A 16,433-nucleotide genomic window follows, 5' to 3' on the forward strand; every position below is an offset into this window, starting at 1 on the left:
GCCGCCTACTATGGCCTGACCGCCATCCGCGGCGTGACGCGGACGGCCTGCGAGGGGGGAATGCACATGGCGCGATTCGTACGGTGGACGGCCCTGCTGGCCGCCGCCGCACTGCTGACGGCCGGCTGTAGCGGCGGCTCGTCCGACGACGGCAAGGACGGTGCGGGCGCGGGGGACGCCAAGCCGTCCGCAGCCGACTCGTCCACCTCCACTACGTCCGCGCTGCCCGCGTCGCTGACCGGGCAGAAGCTCGGCTGGGGGCGCTGCAAGGCCACCGCCGGCTCGGCCGCGCCGAGCAGTGACTGGCAGTGCGCGACGCTCAAGGTGCCGTTGGACTGGGCGAAGCCGGACGGCTCCACGATCGGGCTGGCCCTGATCCGCTCCAAGTCGACCGGCGGCGACCGCATCGGCTCGCTGCTGTTCAACTTCGGCGGTCCCGGCGGCTCGGGCGTGGACTACATGCCGGCGTACGCCACCACGGTGTCCGCGCTGCACGAGCGCTACGACCTGGTGAGCTGGGACCCGCGCGGGGTCGCCGCCAGCGAGGGCGTCCGCTGCCGCAGCGACAAGGCGATCCGGGCCACCGAGGACATCGACGCCACGCCGGACACCCCGGCCGAGGAGAAGGCGTACTTCCAGGACGCCGCCGACTTCGGCAAGGGCTGCGAAAAGGCCGCCGGAAAGCTGATGGCACACGTGTCGACGACCGACACGGCCCGCGACATGGACCTGATGCGCCAGGTGCTGGGCGACACGAAGATGCACTACTTCGGCATCTCCTACGGCACCGAACTCGGCGGTGTCTACGCCCACTTGTTCCCGAAGAACGTGGGGCGGCTGATCCTGGACGCGGTCGTCGACCCGAGCGCCGACTCGGTGGGCCACGCGCTGAACCAGACCCGGGGCTTCCAGCGCGCGCTGGACGACTACCTCAAGTCGACGAACCAGGATCCGGCCCAGGGTTCGAAGAAGATCGCGGCCCTGCTCAAGCGGATCGACGCCAAGCCGCTGGCCACCTCGACCGGCCGGAAGCTGACCGACACCCTCGCACTGACCGGCATCGTCCTTCCGCTGTACAGCAAGGAGAGCTGGCCCACGCTGACCAGCGCCCTGAACTCCGCGCAGGAGGGCGACGGTTCGGAGCTGCTGGCGCTCGCCGACGGCTACAACGACCGTGACAGCGCGGGGCACTACGGCACGACGACGCAGTCCCAACGGGTCATATCGTGCTTGGACGACAAGCAGCGGCCGACGCCCGCGCAGACGCAGAAGCTGCTGCCCGAGTTCGAGAAGATCTCCCCCGTGTTCGGCGACTTCATGGGCTGGGACACGGCCGGGTGGTGTCACGACTGGCCGGTGGCCGGGCAGTACGACACCCCGGAGGTCAGCGCGCCCGGTGCGGCGCCGATCCTGGTGGTCGGGAACACCGGGGACCCGGCGACGCCGTACGAAGGTGCCCGCAAGATGGTCGACGAGCTGGGCAAGGGCGTCGGTGTGGAGCTCACCTGGAAGGGCGAGGGGCACGGGGCGTACGGGAGTGGGAGCGACTGTGTCGACTCGACGGTGGACGCGTATCTGCTGAAGGGGACGGTGCCCAAGGACGGCAAGGTCTGCGCCTCGTAGCGCGCACGCCCGCCCGGACCGCTGCCCGAACTTCCGCCCGGGCAGCGGAAAGGGGCCCGGCACCTGTGGTGCCGAGCCCCTCCCGGGAAAGCGTGCGTCTAGTAGACGGGCTTGTCCGGCTCGATCTGGTTGACCCAGCCGATCACGCCGCCGCCGACGTGGACCGCGTCCGCGAAGCCGGCCGACTTCAGGACGGCGAGGACTTCCGCACTGCGGACACCCGTCTTGCAGTGCAGGACGATCTTCTTGTCCTGCGGGAGGGTCTCCAGGGCGGTGCCCATGAGGAACTCGTTCTTCGGGATCAGCTTGGCGCCGGGGATCGAGACGATCTCGTACTCATTGACCTCGCGGACATCGATGATCTCGATGTTCTCGCCGTCGTCGATCCACTCCTTGAGCTGCTTGGGAGTGATCGTCGAGCCGGCGGCCGCCTGCTGGGCCTCCTCGGAGACGACGCCGCAGAAGGCCTCGTAGTCGATGAGCTCCGTGACGGTCGGGTTCTCGCCGCAGACCGCGCAGTTGGGGTCCTTGCGGACCTTGACCTGGCGGTACTGCATCTCCAGGGCGTCGTAGATCATCAGGCGGCCGACGAGCGGGTCGCCGATGCCCGTGAGGACCTTGATCGCCTCGGTGACCTGGATGGAGCCGATGGACGCGCACAGCACGCCCAGGACGCCGCCCTCGGCGCAGGAGGGGACCATGCCGGGGGGCGGGGGCTCCGGGTAGAGGCAGCGGTAGCAGGGGCCGTGCTCGGACCAGAAGACGGAGGCCTGGCCGTCGAAGCGGTAGATCGAACCCCACACGTACGGCTTGTTCAGCAGGACGGCGGCGTCGTTGACCAGGTAGCGGGTCGCGAAGTTGTCCGTGCCGTCGACGATCAGGTCGTACTCGCGGAAGATGTCCAGCACGTTCTCGGCTTCGAGCCGCTCCTCGTGCAGGATCACGTTCACGTACGGGTTGATGCCCAGCACGGAGTCGCGCGCCGACTCGGCCTTCGAGCGGCCGATGTCGGCCTGGCTGTGGATGATCTGGCGCTGCAGGTTCGACTCGTCGACCTCGTCGAACTCCACGATGCCGAGCGTGCCCACGCCCGCCGCGGCCAGGTACATCAGCGCCGGCGAGCCCAGACCGCCGGCGCCCACACAGAGCACCTTGGCGTTCTTCAGCCGCTTCTGCCCGTCCATGCCCACGTCGGGGATGATCAGGTGGCGGGAGTACCTGCGAACCTCGTCTACGGTGAGCTCGGCAGCCGGCTCGACCAGGGGTGGCAGCGACACGGGGACTCCGTTGGTCGGTCAATCACTACAGTTGTTCTCCCCGTAACACTGCCATGCCCTTCTTCATTCCGAGACACCCGTTCCGATCCGCGAGACGATCTCGTCCCAGTAGCCGGGCATGGTCTCCCAGGGGTCGGTGCGGCCGCCGTGATCGGTGCGGTCGGTGAAGTAGATGGTCGAGGCGCCCTGCCAGCGGGCGATGCGCAGCGCCTCGTCGAGATGGCCGCGCGGGACACCGTGCACGAAGTGGCAGAAGCGCTCGGGCGGGTAGTCGGCGGTCCACTCGGCCACCTGGGACCAGCGGTAGTCGCTCCACGGGCCGGAGAAGGTCACCAACTGGTCGGCGCACTCGGCGTATCCGGGGTACGGGTGGGTGCCGTGCCCGAGGACGATGTGGGCGCCGTCCCGGAGCTCGCGGAGCGCGGTGACCGTGCGGCGGATCTCGGGGAGCCGGGCGCGTTCGGTGGGGCAGCGCTCCAGGAGGAAGCCGTCGACCTGGTACCAGTCGCGGTAGCGGTGCGCCTCGGAGATCAGGTCGCCGAAGGTGCGGGCGCCGTGCGCGGCGTCCAGGTGACCGAGGACGCGGACGCCCGTGTTGCGCAGCCGCCCGGCCGCCTCCAGGCAGTGTGGGTCGGGGCGGGCCCCCGGGCCGGACGAGACGTTGAGGACGACCCAGTGCAAGGGGGTGCCGGGGCGGGTGAGTTCGCCCCATTCCGTTGGCGCGACCAGGGGGTGCGCGTAGCCGGGGATGCCGAAGCCGGTGCGGACTCGGGTGCTCGCGGTGCCCGGGGTCGTGCTGGTCAGATGCGGCATGCCGCCTCCATCCAGATGTCGGCGAGGGACTCCTCCAGGTTGATCCGGGGCCGCCAGCCGAGCCGGTCGCGCGCGGTGCGCACATCGGCCTGCTGCCAGCTCCCGCAGCCGTCCGGGTACGGGTACGCGACCGGGGCCGCGTGGTCGGGGTCGGTGCGGGGGTGCCCGATGGCCGCCCTCAACGGGCCGGGCGGGCCGTCGAGTTCGTGCAGCGCGCCGCCGTATCCGGCGACGCGGGCGAGGACGGCGGCGGCGTCGCGCAGCCGGACCGCGCGGCCCGAGCCGATGTTGATGACGCCCTGCGCGGCGGAGAGCGAGGCGGCGTGGACGGCGCGGGCCACGTCCCGTACGTCGACGAAGTCGCGTTGCGCGCCCAGGCCGCCGAGTTTGAGTTCGCCGTCGCCGGACTGCATGGCCCGGCGCATGGCCTCGGCGAGCCGGCCGAGCGGGGAACCGGCGGGGGTGCCGGGTCCTGCGGGTGAGAAGACGCGCAGCACCACGGCGTCCAGGCCGGAGCCCAGGACCAGTTCGGTGGCGGCGAGTTTGCTGACGCCGTACGGGCCGCCGGGGCGGGGTACGGCGTCCTCGGCCGTGGAGGAACCGGGCTGGCTGGGGCCGTACTCCGCGCCGCAGCCGATCTGCACCAGCCGGGCTCCGCAGCCGCTGCGGCGGAGGGCCTCGCAGACGGTGGCGACGGCGACGGTGTTGTGCCGGGTGAGTTCGCGGGCGCCGCCTCTGGTGGCGCCGGCGCAGTTGATGACGACTCCGGGGTGGACGGCGTCCAGGAAGCGGGTGAGCGCTCCGGGGCTGCCGGACGCGAGGTCGAAGCGGACGTCGGCGTCGTCGCCGCGGCCGAGCGCGGTGAGCTGGACGGCCGGGTCGGCGAGCAGGCGGTCGGCGACGAAGCGGCCGAGGTAACCGTTGGCTCCGATCAGCAGGACCCTCATCGGACGGCTCCCGGGGCCGACTCTCCGGATCGGGAGGTGATCATCTGGTGTTCTCCTTCACAGGGTGATGCGGTTGCCTCCGGCGGTGGGGCCGGGCGCCTGCGGCTCGGTGACAGCTCTGGCCGGTGCGGGTCATGGCGCTGTCACCGCGATGCGTTCGCCGGCGCGTGCGCGGAGGCTCTGGTCAGCGTGCGGGTGGTGTGGAACAGGAGGGCCAGGGCGGCCGCGCCGCAGGCCAGGGCTGGGATGCCGCCCGGACCGCAGGACTCCAGGACGGTTTCGACGGGGGTGGCCAGGAAGCCGCAGCCGGGGAGGCGGCCGATGAGGTCCAGGGACAAGGCGGTCGCCTCCGTCGCGGCCGCCGCGCCGAGCGCGAGGGTCGGGGCGTGGGTGAACCCGTGGACGGTGAGGAGGCGGGCGAGCAGCAACAGGGCGCCCAGGGTGAGGGTTTGGGCGTACGCGGCGGGCTCGCCCAGGGCCTCGCCGCAGAGAGCGAGGAGGGCGGTGAGAGCGCACAGGAAGACGGCGAAGGTACCGAGCAGCAGCGGCCGCACGGAGTCGGCGAAGTCCTCAAGTCCGCGACTGGTCGCGAGTTTGCGCCGGGCGCGCACGGCGAAGTGGTGGGCGCACCAGGCCGCTGGGGCGCAGGCCAGGGTGAGAGCGAGGACCGGTGCGGTGGCCGTGGGCCAGGCGCCGCCCGCGACGCCGGTGGGCAGGCCGTCGGGGCCGCCGTCGTCCGCGGCGCGGAGCAGTCCGTCGCCGAGGAGGGCGTAGGCCAGCAGCCAGTACGTCCACAGGCGGGTGCCGGGGGGCGGGTGCCACGCGTGTGTGCCGGGCGGGTTGCTCAGCGGGCCGCGCGCGAGGGCGGCGCGCACACCGAGCGCCACGGCGAGAACACCCACGACGGCCACCGTCAGCCGCGTCCGGCCGTCCGTGAGCCGCACACCGATCACGGCCGCGGCGCAGAGGACTCCGGGCAGCAGGGCGAGTACGGCCCAGGTCGCGCGGGGCGCCGGTTCGGTCACGGCGTCGGTGTGCGGGGCCGCCGCGTCGTCGCGGGGCACGCGTGCGTACATCTCCTCGGCGAGCGAGAACACGTCCCGGTGCCGGAACCGGGCGGCGGTCCGGTCGGTGACACCGTGCGCCTCCAGCCCCGCCGCGATCTCCAACGGGTCGACGGCCCGCTCGCACAGTTCGCGGTGCCGGTGCATCAACGCCTTCACGGGGTCGGCGGCACCTCGGCGAGCGGGGGCGGGCTTGCGGTCGGTCGCGCGGGGAGTTGTTCCGGGCGCCGTACGGGGGTGTGCCTGCTGCGCGTCAACTGCGGGGCGGGCGGCGGTGATTCGGGCAGCGTCGTAGGGGTCGGGGCCGGCGGCCTGCGCGGCTTCGTCATGGTCTACGGCGGCACGGACGTCACCGGTGTCCCGACCGACGACCGGCGCGGCCTCGTCGCGGTCAGCGGCGAAGGCGCTGGCGACACGGACGTGACCGTTGCCCTGCCCGGCATCCGGCGGTAGGACTTCATCGCCGGCGACGGCAACACGCACGTCCCCTGCGTCCTGTGCGTCCTGCCCGACAACCGACGGCGCGCCCTGCGCTTCTCCCTCCGCCGCCGTCTCCAACTCCCCACTCCCGCCGAGCTCTTCGCTCCCCCCAAGCCACTCCTCCGACCGCGCATCCCACGCCCCCGCGCTCCCGGGCGTCCCGGGGCGGTCGAGTTCGCCGAGGCCGCTCATCGGGCTGCCTCCGTTGCCGGCAAGGGAGTTGTGGCGCGTACCGGCGCTCCGGTTGCCCACGTGGGGCCGCCGCGGGCCACGACGCGGGCCATCGGGCCGGTCCAGCGGCCGGGGACGTGGGCCTCGGCGGGGGCCGCGAAGGGGAGGGGTTCACCTGCGTCGTCGAGGACGACCCGGCGGACCGGGGAGTGCGAGACGATCTCCAGGTAAATGCCGTGAAATGCCGCGATGTTCTGCTCGACGGTGAACAGTTCGAGCGCTCGGGCGCGCGCGGCGGCGCCCAGGCGCTCCCGGCGCTCCGGGTCGCGCAACAGGCTCACGCAGGCCTCCGCGAGCGCCCGCGGATTGCGCGGGGGCACGACGAGCCCCGTACCGCCGATGACCTCGACCACCGCGCCGACGTCCGTGGACACGGTCGCCCGGCCGCAGAACATGGCCTCGACCAGGCTCAGCGGGAAGCCCTCGACGACACTCGACAGGACGATCACCGTTCCGGCCGCGTACGCATCGGCCAGCGTGGGGGCGTCCGGGCCGCCGATCTCCTCGAACGACACCGGGTTGTCACCGACCGCGTGCACGCCCTCGGCCTCGTCGGGGAAGAGCTGGGCGGCCAGCGCCCGGCAGTGGCCCAGGTAGGCCTCACCCTCGGCGCCGGCGGGCGCGCCGACGATCCGCAGGCGCGCCTTGGGCTCGTCCTTGCGGATCTCCGCGAAGGCGTGGAGCAGGGAGATCAGGTCCTTCGCGGGTTCGATACGGCCGACCCACACGAGCGTGTCGGGGTCCGCGCCGTCGGGCGCCTCGCCGACCTCCGCGAAGCGGGACGCCTCCATGCCGGGGTGGACCGTGCGGAGCTTCGTGCGGTCGGCGCCGCAGCGTTCCTGCCAGCGGCGGGTGTGGCTGTTGCCCGGGGTGATCAACTCGGCCCGCCGGTAGGTCTCGGCGGCCAGTCTGCCGTGGAAGGCGGCGAGCAGGGCCCGTACGGCGGGCGGCGCGTCGGCGGAGGCCAGGTAGTGCGTCCGCAGCTGCACGCCGTACTCGGTCACCAGCAGCGGTACGCCGGCGAAGTGGCGGGCGAGCAGTCCCGGCAGGGCCGCGGTGCCGCCGGCCGTCGCGTGGCAAAGGTCCACGGAGCCTAGGGCGTCGTCCTCGTACCAGTCGAGCGAGAGGGGGCGCAGGGCGCGTTCCAAGTGCGCGGCGACGGTGAGGAGTTCGGGCACGCGCGCCTCGCGTGCCGTACGGAGTGCGCCGGGCGCGCGACAGGCGCATTCCAGCGCACGTACGGCGCGCTCGGAGCGCAGCGCGGCCACGAGTCCGCCCTCGTCGCGGGCGAGTTCGGCGAGCCCGTACAGCGCGTTGGCGAAACGGTCCGCCACATCGGCGGAGGGCTCCCCCTGTTCGCCCGGCGCCCCTCCTTCCGCCGCTTCCGGAGCCTCGCCGTCCCCCGCGCACAGCACGGCCGCGAGCTCCTCGTAGTGCTCGGCGAACCGCCGGCGCGCACGGCGCCCGAGGGTCACCCCGTCGTCCTCGGCGGTCCAGAGCGGCGCGGTGCGCACCCGGCTGACCTGGGGCGGCAGTTCGAGCCAGCCGTCGGCCTCCTGGCGCTCGCTGCGGCTGAGCGCGTAGATGTCGAACTCGTGCTGCCCGAGCCCGCGTACGAGCCGGTCGCACCAGAGTCTGGCGTCACCGCTCACATACGGATAGCCACCCTCCGTAAGCAGTCCTATGCGCACGGGCACACCCCCGATCTCCCATATGGGGAGCCGCCGTTGACCCGGCGGCTCGCAGCGGGACGAACGTATGCGGACAAGGCGGTGGCGCGACGGACGGTTGTCCATCGCGCCACCAAAAGGGGTGAACGGTCGTAACTTTCCCGTGCGGTTCGCGTTCGGTCGCGCTAAGAGATCAATCACGCACGGAACGTCAGGCCGCGGTCGGGCCGTCGCTACGGGGTCGTATCGACGATGCCGTCACGTCGCGGGGACGCAACCGTCGCGTCGTCGCGACGGCACCGTTCCGTCGTCGCAACGGCACCGTCTCGTCGTCACGACGGCACCGTCACGTCGTCGCCAACTCCCGTCGTGCCGCCCTGCGTCGGGCCGCGACCTGGGGATCCAGGGCCGGTACGGCGGCCAGGAGCTGCTTCGTGTATGGGTCCTGGGGGGCGTCGTAGACCTCGTCGGCGGGGCCTTGTTCAACGATCCTCCCGCGTCGCATCACCGCGACCCGGTCGCTGACCTGGCGCACGACGGCGAGGTCGTGGGCGACGAACACGAGCGCGAGGCCGAGTTCGCGCTGGAGTTCGCCGAGCAGGGCGACGACCTGGGCCTGTGTGGTGACGTCGAGCGCGGAGACCGGCTCGTCGCACACGATGACGCGCGGGTCGGCCGCGAGCGCCCGCGCGATGCCCACGCGCTGGCGCTGGCCCCCGCTGAACTCGTGCGGGTAGCGGTCGTAGTGCGCCCCTTCGAGTCCCACGCGCTCCAGGAGTTCGCGTACGCGCCCCCGGATGCGCTGCTCGTCCCGCTCACCACGCGCGCGGAGCGGGTCGGCGATCGACTCGCCCACGCTGCGGCGGGGGTTGAGGGAGGAGACGGGGTCCTGGAAGACCATCTGGACGTCGGGGCGGACCCCGCCGCCGGGCTTGATCTCGCCGGCCGTCGGCTTCAGGAGCCCGACCAGCATCCGGCCCAGCGTCGTCTTGCCGCTGCCGCTCTCACCGACGATGCCGAGGGTCTCGCCCCGGTGGATCGTCAGCGACACGTCGTCCACGGCCGCGAACGCCCGCTTCCCGCGCCCGAATTCACGCCGCAGGCCCGTCGCCTCCAGGACGACCTCCGCGGGCTTCGAGGACGCCGCCGAGCGGGCGCGCGGCGCGTCCACGCGCGGGACCGCGCCGAGCAGGTCGCGGGTGTACGGCTCGGCCGGCGCACTGAGGACGGTGTCCACGGGCCCGTGTTCGACGGCCCGCCCGTGCCGCATGACCAGGATCTCGTCGACGCTCTCTGCGGCGACACCCACGTCGTGCGTGACGAGCAGCAGCCCCAGGCCGGTCTCCTCGCGCAGCGTGTGCAGCAGGTCGAGGATCTGTGCCTGGACGGTCACGTCGAGGGCGGTCGTCGGCTCGTCGGCGATCAACAGGTCCGGCTCGCATGCCAACGCCATGGCGATGAGGGCGCGTTGCCGCATGCCGCCGCTGAACTCGTGCGGGCGTGAACGGGATCGCCGTACCGCGTCCGGAATTCCGACCCGGTCCAGTACCTCGACGGCACGCGCGCGTGAGGCCCGACGGGACACGCGCGTGTGCACCCGGTACACCTCGGCTATCTGGTCGCCGATCGCGTAGTACGGGTCCAGGGACGACAGCGGGTCCTGGAAGACCATCGCGGCCTTCCCGCCGCGCAGCCGGTGCAGGTCCGCGTCGGACGCCTCCTGTACGTCGATGCCGGCCACGCGGACCGAGCCGCCGACCTCGGCGCCCGTGCCCCGGTGCAGCCCCAACAGGGCCGAGGCGACCGTGGACTTGCCCGAGCCGGACTCGCCGACCAGGCCCAGCGCGGCGCCCTTCTCCAGGGTGAAGGAGAGGCCGTCGACGGCCCGCAGGGAACCGAACGCGACCGTCAGGTCGGTGACTTCCACCAAGACGTCCGCCGCGGCGTCCGTTGAGATATCCACCGCACTCATGCGAGCACCACCCGTCGGTCGGCCACCGCGTACAGCACGTCCGCGACGGCGTTGGCGATGACCACGAAGAAGCCGATGACCAGGACCATGCCGACGACCACCGGAAGGTCGACGACATTGACGGCGTGGACGAGTTCCTGTCCGATGCCGGGCAGCCCGAAGAGCGTCTCGGTGAGGACCGCGCCGCCGACCGCCGAGCCGACGTTGTTGGCGTTCAGCGCGATGATCGGCGCGAACGCCCCGCGCAGCGCGTGCCGCCCGATGATCGACCGCTCCCCCACGCCGTACGCGCGGAAGGTGCGGATGTGGTCCTCGGCGAGCGTCTCCAGCATCGACGCCCTGGTGAGCCGGGCGAACGCGGCGGCCTCGATGAGGGCCAGCGAGAGCCAGGGCAACAGCAGGTTCCAGGCCCACTGTTCGGGGTCGTCGGTGAGGGCGACGTACTGCGGGAAGGGCAGGAGTTGCAGCTGCCCGCAGACGACGATCATCAGCACCAGGCCGATCACGAACACCGGGGTGGCGACGCCCGCGAGGGTGATGCCGGTCAGCAGGCGCTCGGTGAACCGGCCGCGCCGCCACGCGGACAGGACGCCCGTGCCGACGCCCAGGATCAGCCACAGCACCATCGCGCCGAACACGAGCGACAGACTGACCGGCAGCTTCGCCAGGATCAGCTGGGTGACCTGCTGGTCGCCCTGGTACGACAGCCCGAGGCAGGGCGCCGCGCAGTGCTCCACGGAGGTGCCCGTGGAGTAGTCATGGCCGACGAGGATGCCCTGGAGGAAGTGCCAGTAGCGGAGGTACAGCGGGTCGTCGAGCCTCAACTGCTGGGCCACCTGGTGCACTTGCTCCGGGGAGCAGCGCGGGCCGCAGGTGATCTGGGCGACGTTCCCGGGGGTGACGAAGAAGACGACGTAGACGATCACCGAGATGGCGAGCAGGGTGATCACGGTGCCGACGCCGCGACGCAGGACGAACCCTCCGAAGCCGCTCATGCCGGGTCCTCCTTCTTGCCGTTCGCGTCGGCCGGCTTGACCACGTTGACGGTCTCGTCGGCCGACTTGACTGGGTTGACGCTCACGTCGGCTGTCTTGATCACCTTGACGCTCGGGTCAACTGTTGATGTACCGGACTTCGCATCCGCATCCGCCTTCGCCTCGCGCTTGCGCCCCGTGCCGACGCGCAGGCGGGAGGCCGCGCGCGGGTCGAGGGCCGTGCGGATGCCGTCGCCCAGGACGGTCAGCGCCAGGACGGTGACGAACAGGGCGCCGGCGGGCAGCAGCAGGTACTGCGGGGCGGCCTGGTACCAGACGTCGGCGGCGGTCAGCATCTGTCCCCAGGAGGGCGTCGGGGGCTTCACACCGACGCCGAGGAAGGACAGCGCGGCCTCGGTGGTGATGTTGATCGGTACGAGGAGTGCCGCGTAGGTGATGACGGGTGCGGCGAGCCCGGGCAGCAGTTCGCGGCGGGCGATCCGCCAGGTGCCCCAGCCGCTGAGCCGGGCGGCGGAGACGTAGTCGAGTTCCTTCAGGGTGAGCGTCTGGGCGCGCACGATCTTCGCGATGTTGCCCCAGGCGATGAGCCCGATGACGAGCGCGACCAACAGGGGCCGCGGGAAACTGCTGGGCACGATCGCCAGCAGGGCCAACGACATGATCATCAACGGCATCGCCACGATGATGTCGGTGATCCGGCTCAACACTTGATCAACCCATCGGCTGCCGAGCGCGGCGGCGACACCGATCACGACCCCGATGGTGACCTGCACGACGGTCGCCCCGAGCGCGACACCGAGCGAGACCCGGGCGCCGTAGGCGAGACGGGCGAACAGGTCGCGCCCGGTCTGCGGTTCGACGCCGAGCCAGTGGTCGCCGGTGATGCCCCCGAAGGAGCCGGTCGGCACACCGCCGCGCGCGGAGTCGATGAGCGAGGGGTGGTAGGTGAAGGGGTCCTGGCCCTCGATCGCGGTGAGCAGCGGCGCGGCGAGCGCGACCAGGACGAGCAGGGCGACGACGGCCGCCGCGACGAGGGCGGCACGCTGCGCACGCAGCCGCCGCCAGAACTGACGGGCCCCCGAAACAGCCGGGACGGAAACGTCCGCCCCGGCTGCCTGGGAGGCGACAAGTGCCTCACTCATGGGGTTACTTGACCGCGACCTGGGAGATGTCCAGGACACCGGTCCAGTCGCTGATGACGACGTTCCTGATGTCCTTGCCGACGAGTCGCTTGTAGACGGGGTGGAACAGCGGCACGGTCAAGGCCTGCTCGCCGATCTTCTTGTCCAGTGCACCCCACCGCTTGGCGGCCTCGTCAAGATTCGTCAACTTGTTGATCGCGTCAATCTCGTCATTGACCGACTTGTCGTTGAGCATGCCGGTGTTGAAGTTCGCGCCGTCCTTGACGATCTGGCGGCCGTCGAAGATCGGGGCGAGGAAGGGACCGCCGGAGGGCCAGTCGGCACCCCAGTGGGCGAGGAAGAAGCCCGGCTCGGTCTTGACGCTGTGGATCTTGTCCTTGTAGTCGTTGATCTCCAGGCCCTGGAGCTTGACGGTGATGCCGGCCTTCTTGAGCGCGTCCTGGATGGCGGTCGCGATCTCCGGGCTCGTCTCGAAGTCCTTGTCGTTGGAGTGCGTCAGGGTGACCGTGATCCCCTTCGGGTAACCGGCCTCCTTCAGCAGTTCCTTGGCCTTCGCCGCGTTGCCGGACGCGCCCGCCGGGAAGAGGTCGTAGGGGTCGTAGCCGAAGGACTTCTGGTTCGGCAGGAAGGTGGTCGCGGCCTCGGCCAGCGACGAACCGCCCGCCGCGTTCACGACCGACGAGCGGTCGATGGCGTACGAGATCGCCTGGCGCACCTTGACGTTGTTGAACGGCGCGACCTTGGGGTTGAACGCGATGTAGTTCGTGTAACCGAAGTGCCCGGTGCCGACGCGCGCGGCGAGTTCCTTGTCGCCGGTGACCTTGGCGAGTTCGGCGGGACCGAGGTTGGTGTCGGTCGTGACGGCGGCGGCATCGGCCCCCTGGGACGCGGACAACCGCTGGTTGATCACGGACGAGTCGAGCCCCGACTTCACGTCGATCTTGTCCGGGTAGGCCTTGCGCTCGGCATCCGTCGCCGTGGACCAGTACTTGTTGCGCTCCAGGACGATCGTCTCACCGTCGTTCTGGTTGCTGACGACCCTGTACGGCCCCGACGAGACCGGGTGCTCCTCGTACTTGGTCCCCGTGTCCTTGCCCTTCGGGACGGGCGTGAACTGCGTCTGCGTGGCGAGGTACGGGAACTCACCCTCGGGCTTGTTCAGATGGAAGACGATGGTCCGACTGTCAGGAGTCTCGATCGCACTGAGCCCCTTCTTGTCCTTGTACGGCCCCTGGTAGTCGGCCGCGCCGACCAGCCAGTCCCTCAAGTAGGGCGCGCCGCCGGAGAGTTCGGGGGCGAAGGAGCGCTCGATGCCGTACTTGATGTCGGCCGAGGTGATCGCCGTACCGTCCTCGTACTTGAGGCCCTTCTTCAGGGTGTACATCCACACGGTCGCGTCCTTGTTGGGGCGCCCGGTGTCGGTGGCGAGGTCCGGGACGACCTTGGCGCCGGCCGCGCCGTTCTCGCGGTTGCGGGTGGTGAGGGTGCGGAAGACGAGGGAGGGGACGTTGCCGCCGCCGGAGGTGTACAGGCGGGCGGGGTCGAAGTCCTCCTGGGGCTGCGCGTTCAGGACCGTGAGCGTGCCGCCCTTGTGGGGCGTGGAGTCGCCACCGGAGCCCTTGGCATCGTTGTCCTTCGGCCCGCAGGCGGCGACGCCCGCCGCCACGGCCAGGCTGACGGATGCCACGGCCACGCGCCGGGCTATGACGGACGGTTGACGCATCGGAATGACGACCTCTCGGGTGACTTTCGAGGATTTCGCGGGGATTTCCCGGAGAACTCTCGAATAGTGAGACGGATGGACGAGGAGTGAGACGGAAGTGAACAGCCGTCTGCCCCGGCGTCAGGTCGTCGAGAAAGCCCTGCCAAGGTCACACGGCAAGGGCATCATGATGCGGGTCGCGACACGAACGCCAGGGGCGGTGTTCAGCGACAGTGGATGTCGGCCACGCAGAGCGGGGTCACGCCGATGAGCGCCAGCTCGATGGCGGCGCGGTTCGGGACATGACTAGACCACATGCCCAAAAATATGAAGGAAGTTGCGGCTCGTGTCAATGTGACATAAGCGTCGCCTGTCACCGACCGTCAACTGCCCGGGTACGGCCAGGGGTTCGCCAGACAGTGGATCCCGTCGTGGTCGAGGAACTTGGTCTGCTGCTGCATGACCGGCGCCAACTCGCCGTCCTTGTCGCAGGTGACGTGCCCGTAGCCGAGACGATGACCGACTTCATGGTTGATCAACATCTGCCGGTACGCGTACATCTTGTCCCCATATGTCGACGACCCCTGCGCCCATCGATACGCGTTGATCATCACGCGCTCCGTGGCCGCCGAGTCGCACGACACATTGTCCTCGGTGGTGTCGAGCCCGGACTTGGCACACCACGTGGCGGTAGTACCAGGACTGGCAAGGGTGATCACGAAGTCCGGTTTGCCGGAGTAGATCCGCTCGAAGGTACGGGCGCCGTTGTGGGCCCAACTCCGCTTGTCGTTCAGCGTCTTCTGCACGGCCTGCGCGAAGAGCGTCCCGTCGAGCCCGAGCCCCTGCTCCACGTCCACGCGGTACGTGTACTTGCGCCCCTTGCCGGGCGCCTTGTCGACACCGGGCACCGCGTCGAACTTGTCCGGCCCCTTGAGCTTGGCGCCGAGCGGGTACTTCTTGTCCATCTTCTGGGCATACGTCAGGGTCGCCAGCCGTGGCGAACTCGACGGGCTGGCCTGCGGCGAGGCCGTGCCTCTCGCGTCCCGCGCCTGACCGGTGGCCGCCCGCGACTGCACACCGTCGCCGTCACTGTCCTTGGCAACCTGCCCGGCCACGATGACGGCCAGCACGGTGGTGACGGCGGCGGCCGCGATACCGGTGTACGTCCGTCCCTTACGGCCCTTGGCAGGCGCGGAGTCGGGGTCGGAATCGAGGTCGGAATCGGTGGGAGGCGCGTCGGCGGCGTCGGTGTCTTCCTCGGGCGTCCAGTCGGTGACGGACCCGTACGGATCGGAGGCGAGCGTCGTAACGCCGGCCCGGGGCGCGAAGACGTCGTCGTCCCCTTCGAAGGCGTCGACATAGTCCTGCCGAGGACCACCCCGACCCCGCCGCCGGGAACCGCCCTGAGGCGCCTGGCGCTGCCGGGGAATGGGAAGCCCCGGCCCGGAACCGGAGGGCGTACCGGCGAGGGGCCCGTGTGACACACCGGACGCACCAGACGCACCAATCGGCCCCTGAGAAACACCGAGCACCCCGCCCGGCCCCACACCGCTCCGCCCCCTCAACTCGCCCCAGCCGCCCCCGGATTCAGACTGCTCGGGGTGACCGGCACGGGCACGGGGAGTGCCGTCGGGCATACGTGACCCACCGCGCGCGGGACTGCCATCGGGCAGCCTCGGGAAACCGTGAGCCGGAGTCCCATCGGCCAACCGAGGAAACCCATGGGCCGGGGTCCCGTCCGGAAGCCGGGGAAACCCGTGAGCCGGAGTCCCGTCCCCGAAACCCGGCCCACCCTGCCCAGGCATGCCATCCGGCGAACGCGGCACCCCGCGCGCGGGACTGCCGTCAGGGAGACGCGAGCCTCCTCCCGTAGGACCACCACCGAAGAAACGCGGCGACCCATGAGCCGGGGTCCCATCGGGAAGACCCGGCCCGGCTTGAGCGGACGGCGCCCCTTGAAAACGCGGAACACCGTGAGCCGGGGTCCCATCGGGAAGCCGCGGCCCACCTTGAGCAGGCGGCTGCCCCTGGAAACGCGGCACGCCATGAGCTGGAGTCCCGTCCACGGAACGCGACGCACCCTGCGCAGACGGCGGCCCTTGGAAGCGCGGAACACCGTGAGCCGGGGTCCCGTCCGGAAGCTGCGGCCCACCTTGAGCAGCCGCCGCCCCCTGGAAGCGCGGAACACCGTGAGCGGGCGTGCCATCAGGAAGCCGCGACCCACCCTGAGCGGAGGGCTGACCCTGGAAACGCGGCACACCATGAGCCGGAGTGCCATCAGCAAGCCGAGGTCCACCCTGCGCAGACGACTGCCCCTGAACCCACGGCACACCCTGAGTCAGCGTCCCATCAGCGGAACGCGACGCACCCTGCGCAGACGGCGCCCCTTGAAAGCGCGGAACACCGTGAGCGGGCGTCCCATCAGAAAGCCTCGGCCCACCCTGAGCGGAGGGCTGGCCCTGGAAGCGCGGAACTCCGTGAGCCGGGGTCCCATCAGAAAGCCGCGGCCCACCCTGC

General features: G+C 70.9%; 12 protein-coding genes. 1 reads left to right on the plus strand and 11 read right to left on the minus strand.

What is annotated here, in order from left to right; all coding sequences use genetic code 11:
- Nucleotides 1–66: 66 nt before the first annotated feature.
- The gene (locus ACIBK4_RS03890) at nt 67–1,623 is read left to right on the plus strand and encodes an alpha/beta hydrolase (RefSeq protein WP_398991798.1); all 1,557 of its coding nucleotides are present in this window, start codon (nt 67–69) and stop codon (nt 1,621–1,623) included.
- 98 nt (nt 1,624–1,721) lie between these two features.
- On the opposite strand, the gene moeZ is transcribed toward ACIBK4_RS03890, so the two are convergent.
- The 11 genes from moeZ to ACIBK4_RS03945 all read right to left on the minus strand — a co-directional run bounded on the left by moeZ (nt 1,722) and on the right by ACIBK4_RS03945 (nt 15,721).
- Nucleotides 1,722–2,900: an adenylyltransferase/sulfurtransferase MoeZ gene (gene moeZ / locus ACIBK4_RS03895; RefSeq protein ID WP_019058353.1), complete on the minus strand. Its 1,179-nt coding sequence runs from the start codon at nt 2,898–2,900 to the stop codon at nt 1,722–1,724.
- Between the two features lie 63 nt (nt 2,901–2,963).
- Nucleotides 2,964–3,713 carry a spherulation-specific family 4 protein gene (locus tag ACIBK4_RS03900; protein WP_398991800.1) on the minus strand — a complete coding sequence of 250 codons (750 nt, stop codon included), beginning with the start codon at nt 3,711–3,713 and terminating at the stop codon, nt 2,964–2,966.
- Nucleotides 3,701–4,660, minus strand: coding sequence for an NAD-dependent epimerase/dehydratase family protein (locus ACIBK4_RS03905; protein WP_398991803.1), 960 nt, complete (start codon nt 4,658–4,660; stop codon nt 3,701–3,703). Before ACIBK4_RS03905 ends, ACIBK4_RS03900 begins: the two co-directional genes overlap by 13 nt.
- A gap of 143 nt (nt 4,661–4,803) precedes the next feature.
- On the minus strand, nt 4,804–6,396 hold the full coding sequence (locus tag ACIBK4_RS03910) for a hypothetical protein (protein WP_398991805.1): 1,593 nt from the start codon (nt 6,394–6,396) through the stop codon (nt 4,804–4,806).
- Nucleotides 6,393–8,126 (minus strand): DUF3492 domain-containing protein, encoded by a 1,734-nt coding sequence (locus ACIBK4_RS03915; protein ID WP_398991807.1) that lies wholly within the window; start codon nt 8,124–8,126, stop codon nt 6,393–6,395. Before ACIBK4_RS03915 ends, ACIBK4_RS03910 begins: the two co-directional genes overlap by 4 nt.
- A gap of 325 nt (nt 8,127–8,451) precedes the next feature.
- The gene (locus ACIBK4_RS03920) at nt 8,452–10,077 is read right to left on the minus strand and encodes a dipeptide ABC transporter ATP-binding protein (RefSeq protein WP_398991809.1); all 1,626 of its coding nucleotides are present in this window, start codon (nt 10,075–10,077) and stop codon (nt 8,452–8,454) included.
- Nucleotides 10,074–11,072, minus strand: a complete 999-nt coding sequence (locus tag ACIBK4_RS03925) for an ABC transporter permease (RefSeq protein ID WP_398991811.1) — start codon at nt 11,070–11,072, stop codon at nt 10,074–10,076. Before ACIBK4_RS03925 ends, ACIBK4_RS03920 begins: the two co-directional genes overlap by 4 nt.
- Nucleotides 11,069–12,214, minus strand: coding sequence for an ABC transporter permease (locus ACIBK4_RS03930; RefSeq protein ID WP_398991813.1), 1,146 nt, complete (start codon nt 12,212–12,214; stop codon nt 11,069–11,071). Before ACIBK4_RS03930 ends, ACIBK4_RS03925 begins: the two co-directional genes overlap by 4 nt.
- 4 nt (nt 12,215–12,218) lie before the next feature.
- Entirely contained in the window at nt 12,219–13,937 is a 1,719-nt protein-coding gene (locus tag ACIBK4_RS03935) for an ABC transporter substrate-binding protein (RefSeq protein ID WP_398991815.1), read from the minus strand.
- Nucleotides 13,938–14,140: 203 nt separating this feature from the next.
- Entirely contained in the window at nt 14,141–14,233 is a 93-nt protein-coding gene (locus ACIBK4_RS03940; protein WP_398991817.1) for an Ms4533A family Cys-rich leader peptide, read from the minus strand.
- Between the two features lie 66 nt (nt 14,234–14,299).
- Nucleotides 14,300–15,721: a DUF3152 domain-containing protein gene (locus ACIBK4_RS03945; RefSeq protein WP_398991819.1), complete on the minus strand. Its 1,422-nt coding sequence runs from the start codon at nt 15,719–15,721 to the stop codon at nt 14,300–14,302.
- Nucleotides 15,722–16,433 lie beyond the last annotated feature (712 nt).

It is taken from the genome of Streptomyces sp. NPDC050528 (assembly GCF_044457795.1).
In the GTDB taxonomy this organism is placed as follows: domain Bacteria; phylum Actinomycetota; class Actinomycetes; order Streptomycetales; family Streptomycetaceae; genus Streptomyces.

Excerpts from the sequence above, each read along its gene's own strand:
- ACIBK4_RS03890 (WP_398991798.1), top strand. The coding sequence starts at position 67 with ATGGCGCGATTCGTACGGTGGACGGCCCTGCTGGCCGCCGCCGCACTG.
- ACIBK4_RS03900 (WP_398991800.1), bottom strand. The coding sequence starts at position 3,713 with ATGCCGCATCTGACCAGCACGACCCCGGGCACCGCGAGCACCCGAGTC.
- ACIBK4_RS03905 (WP_398991803.1), bottom strand. The coding sequence starts at position 4,660 with ATGAGGGTCCTGCTGATCGGAGCCAACGGTTACCTCGGCCGCTTCGTC.
- ACIBK4_RS03910 (WP_398991805.1), bottom strand. The coding sequence starts at position 6,396 with ATGAGCGGCCTCGGCGAACTCGACCGCCCCGGGACGCCCGGGAGCGCG.
- ACIBK4_RS03920 (WP_398991809.1), bottom strand. The coding sequence starts at position 10,077 with ATGAGTGCGGTGGATATCTCAACGGACGCCGCGGCGGACGTCTTGGTG.
- ACIBK4_RS03925 (WP_398991811.1), bottom strand. The coding sequence starts at position 11,072 with ATGAGCGGCTTCGGAGGGTTCGTCCTGCGTCGCGGCGTCGGCACCGTG.
- ACIBK4_RS03930 (WP_398991813.1), bottom strand. The coding sequence starts at position 12,214 with ATGAGTGAGGCACTTGTCGCCTCCCAGGCAGCCGGGGCGGACGTTTCC.
- ACIBK4_RS03935 (WP_398991815.1), bottom strand. The coding sequence starts at position 13,937 with ATGCGTCAACCGTCCGTCATAGCCCGGCGCGTGGCCGTGGCATCCGTC.
- ACIBK4_RS03940 (WP_398991817.1), bottom strand. The coding sequence starts at position 14,233 with ATGTGGTCTAGTCATGTCCCGAACCGCGCCGCCATCGAGCTGGCGCTC.
- ACIBK4_RS03945 (WP_398991819.1), bottom strand. The coding sequence starts at position 15,721 with ATGCCTGGGCAGGGTGGGCCGGGTTTCGGGGACGGGACTCCGGCTCAC.